Annotated in this window: 2 protein-coding genes; both read left to right on the forward strand. The window is 64.5% G+C overall.

Features of this window, described 5'->3' with window-relative positions:
- The first annotated feature begins 104 nt into the window (after positions 1 to 104).
- Entirely contained in the window at positions 105 to 1,535 is a 1,431-nt protein-coding gene (locus ACFWB0_RS25455; RefSeq protein ID WP_378493179.1) for a phospholipase D-like domain-containing protein, read from the forward strand.
- A gap of 261 nt (positions 1,536 to 1,796) precedes the next feature.
- Positions 1,797 to 4,340, forward strand: a complete 2,544-nt coding sequence (locus ACFWB0_RS25460) for an ATP-dependent Clp protease ATP-binding subunit (RefSeq protein ID WP_378493178.1) — start codon at positions 1,797 to 1,799, stop codon at positions 4,338 to 4,340.
- Positions 4,341 to 4,440 lie beyond the last annotated feature (100 nt).

The raw sequence follows: 4,440 nt of genomic DNA on the forward strand, positions 1-4,440 counted from the left end.
CGACAGCACCGTCGGGGTCCGCAACTGCGGATGCCGGCGGTGCTGTCGCATTCCGGGCACGCGCGCTGATTCGGCGCCGCCGCCGGGCGTATAACATCCGCACCATGGTCGATCGTGTGCTCGTGCCTGGGAACACCTGCTGGCGGACGGAATCTGCCGACCGTCTCACGTTCATCGTCGACGCGGCCGATTATTTTCGCTATGCGAAATCGGCAATGCTGCAGGCGCGTGAACGCATCATGCTGATCGGCTGGGATTTCGACACACGTATCAAGTTCGAACCGGACGGCCGGACCCTCGACGGTCCCAACCGTCTCGGTGCATTTCTGGACTGGCTCCCGAAGCAGAACCCCGATCTCGACCTTTATCTGCTCAAGTGGAACATCGGCGCACTCGCCGCGATCGGACGCGGTATGACGCCGGTATTCGTACTCGACTGGCTCAGCAGCCCTCGCCTGCATTTCGAGATGGACGGGGCGCATCCTGTCGGCGCTGCCCATCACCAGAAGATCCTCGTCGTCGACGACACACTCGCGTTCTGCGGCGGCATCGACATGACCGTAGATCGGTGGGACACCTCGGAGCATCGCGACCGCAGTCGATATCGACGTGAACCGAGCGGACGTCGATACGGTCCGTGGCACGACGTCACCACTGCCGTGGACGGTGCGGCGGCGCGAGCGCTCGGCGACCAGGCGCGGGCGCGTTGGAAGGCTGCGACAGGAGTGGAACTCGATCCGGTCGGGACCCGCGACGCAATCTGGCCCGACGGACTCGGCTCGACACTCACCGGCGTCGACGTGTCCATTTCCAGAACTCTGCCGAAGTACGGCGCGGACGAGGGCGTCTTCGAGATCGAGGCCCTCTACCTCTCGGTGATCGAGGGGGCACAGCGGACGCTGTACCTGGAAAGCCAGTACCTGGCGTCCCGCACACTCGCGGAGGCGATCGCCGCTCGTCTGCGTGAGCCCGAGGGTCCCGAGGTCGTGCTGGTGATACCCCGTAATGCGGAAGGCTGGCTCGAGAAGAAGGCGATGGACGGTGCGCGGCGGTCCTTGCTGCACATGCTGTGGGACGCCGACGTCCACGGCAGATTCGAGACGTACTACCCGGTGACCGAGGCGGGGGAACCGATCTATGTGCACGCCAAGGTCGTCATCATGGACGACACTCTGGTGCGGATCGGTTCGTCCAATCTGAACAACCGGTCTATGGGCTTCGATACCGAATGCGATCTCGCGATCGAGTCGACCGAAGCGGGTGACGCCGTCGGACGCGTCGCGGCAGAACTGCGCACCAGGCTGCTTTCCGAGCATCTCGGTGTCGACGCCGAGACCTTCGACCGGGCGGTCGCCGACGAAGGGTCGTTGCTCTCGGCCATCGAGCGGCTGCGGGGCTCCGGCCGTTCCCTGCGCCCGTTCGAACCGGGTACGGTTGGACGGGAGGACAGTCCTCTCGCGGAGAACGCGCTCATGGATCCGGAGCGGGCACCGAAGAGTGCCGCTCGGTGGATCCAGCAGGTTCTCACTCGCTGACCGCCTGTTCGCTTCTGGCGTACAGGTTGCGGAAACGTATGCGTCACGTGCAGCGTTACCTCTTGTAGCCGTGTTTTCCGCTACCACCTTCCAGGGTGGAGGGGAAGCGTGTGGAATTCACGCCAACTAGAGTGTCGAGTGGGATCGTAGAACCTTCGCAGGGTTCGATGTGAACGACTCGAGAGCCGGAGCGAAGAGCGGCTGCCGGGGTCCGGACAATCCTCGTACCGGATCCGTCGGCCGAGAGTGTGAGGGAGTGCGATGTTCGAAAGGTTCACCGATCGCGCGCGGCGCGTCGTTGTCCTGGCCCAAGAAGAAGCCAGGATGCTCAACCACAACTACATCGGCACGGAGCACATCCTCCTGGGCCTCATCCACGAGGGTGAGGGCGTGGCGGCGAAGTCGCTCGAGTCGTTGGGGATCTCCCTGGAGGGCGTCCGCAGTCAGGTCGAGGAAATCATCGGCCAGGGACAGCAGGCCCCGTCCGGGCACATCCCGTTCACTCCCCGTGCCAAGAAGGTGCTCGAGCTCAGCCTCCGTGAGGCGCTACAGCTCGGTCACAACTACATCGGCACCGAGCACATTCTCCTCGGCCTGATCCGCGAGGGCGAAGGTGTGGCGGCCCAGGTGCTCGTCAAGCTCGGCGCCGACCTGAATCGGGTCCGTCAGCAGGTCATCCAGTTGCTCTCGGGCTACCAGGGCAAGGAGCCGCAGGAAGCAGGCACCAGTCGCGGCGAGGCAGGTACCCCGTCGACATCGCTCGTGCTCGATCAGTTCGGCCGGAACCTCACGCAGGCCGCTCTCGAAGGCAAGCTCGATCCGGTCATCGGTCGTGCGAAGGAAATCGAGCGGGTCATGCAGGTGCTGTCCCGCCGTACCAAGAACAACCCGGTGCTCATCGGCGAGCCCGGCGTCGGTAAGACCGCCGTGGTCGAGGGCCTGGCTCAGGCGATCGTCAACGGTGAGGTCCCGGAAACCCTCAAGGACAAGCAGCTCTACACGCTCGACCTGGGTTCGCTGGTGGCGGGCAGCCGCTACCGCGGCGACTTCGAGGAACGCCTGAAGAAGGTCCTCAAGGAGATCAACAGCCGCGGCGACATCATCCTGTTCATCGACGAGCTGCACACGCTCGTCGGCGCGGGTGCAGCCGAAGGCGCGATCGATGCCGCATCGATCCTCAAGCCGAAGCTCGCTCGAGGTGAGCTGCAGACGATCGGCGCGACGACTCTCGACGAGTACCGCAAGTACATCGAGAAGGACGCTGCGCTCGAGCGCCGCTTCCAGCCCGTCCAGGTCGGTGAGCCGACGGTCGAGCACACCATCGAGATCCTCAAGGGTCTGCGCGACCGTTACGAGGCGCACCACCGCGTGTCGATTTCCGACAAGGCGCTCGTGGCTGCGGCGACCCTCGCCGATCGCTACATCAACGACCGCTTCCTGCCCGACAAGGCGATCGACCTCATCGATGAGGCGGGCGCTCGTATGCGCATCCGCCGGATGACCGCACCGCCGGACCTGCGCGAGTTCGACGACAAGATCGCCGATGCGCGTCGCGAGAAGGAATCTGCGATCGATGCGCAGGACTTCGAGAAAGCCGCGAGCCTGCGCGACAAGGAGAAGCAGCTCGTCGCCCAGCGCTCCGAGCGGGAGAAGCAGTGGCGTGCAGGCGATCTTGACGTAGTCGCGGAGGTCGACGAAGAGCAGATCGCCGAGGTCCTCGCGAACTGGACCGGGATTCCGGTGTTCAAGCTCACCGAGGAGGAGACCAGCCGTCTGCTCCGCATGGAGGACGAGCTGCACAAGCGGATCATCGGCCAGGAGGACGCCGTCAAGGCGGTCGCGAAGGCGATCCGTCGTACGCGTGCCGGACTCAAGGATCCGAAGCGTCCGTCGGGCTCGTTCATCTTCGCCGGCCCGTCCGGCGTCGGTAAGACCGAGCTGTCGAAGGCGCTCGCGAACTTCCTGTTCGGCGAGGATGACGCGCTCATCCAGATCGACATGGGCGAGTTCCACGACCGGTTCACCGCGTCGCGTCTGTTCGGTGCGCCCCCCGGATACGTCGGATACGAAGAGGGCGGCCAGCTCACCGAGAAGGTCCGTCGCAAGCCGTTCTCCGTCGTGCTGTTCGACGAGATCGAGAAGGCGCACCAGGAGATCTACAACACCCTCCTGCAGGTCCTCGAAGACGGCCGCCTGACCGACGGTCAGGGTCGCACGGTGGACTTCAAGAACACGGTGTTGATCTTCACGTCGAACCTCGGAACGTCCGACATCTCCAAGGCCGTCGGGCTGGGCTTCACGTCCGGCAAGGGCGACCAGTCGAACTACGAGCGGATGAAGAACAAGGTCAACGACGAGCTGAAGAAGCACTTCCGGCCCGAGTTCCTCAACCGTATCGACGACATCATCGTCTTCCACCAGCTCACTCAGGATCAGATCATCCAGATGGTGGACCTGATGGTGGGCCGCGTCGAGGTGCAGTTGAAGAACAAGGACATGGGTATCGAGGTCACCGAGAAGGCGAAGTCGTTGCTCGCCAAGCGCGGATTCGACCCCGTTCTCGGTGCCCGGCCGCTGCGTCGCACGATCCAGCGCGAGATCGAGGATCAGCTCTCCGAGAAGATCCTCTTCGGCGAGATCGGTGCCGGTCACATCGTGCTGGTCGACGTCGAGGGCTGGGACGGCGAAGGCTCCGGCGAGAACGCGAGGTTCACGTTCACGCCGAGCGAGAAGCCGGCCGAGGTGCCCGACACCCCGGCGGTCGCGCTCGCCAAGAGCAGTGAGGGCGAAGCCGAAGCCAAGTAGCAACACGCATACGCCCTCGCCGGTGGCGGCTTCTTCTACGGCGCCCACCAGCTGCGGACCACCCCCTCGGCCGAGAACCGCGCCCTCACCGACACCGAGG

This window comes from Rhodococcus sp. NPDC060086 (assembly GCF_042730275.1).
GTDB lineage: Bacteria > Actinomycetota > Actinomycetes > Mycobacteriales > Mycobacteriaceae > Rhodococcus.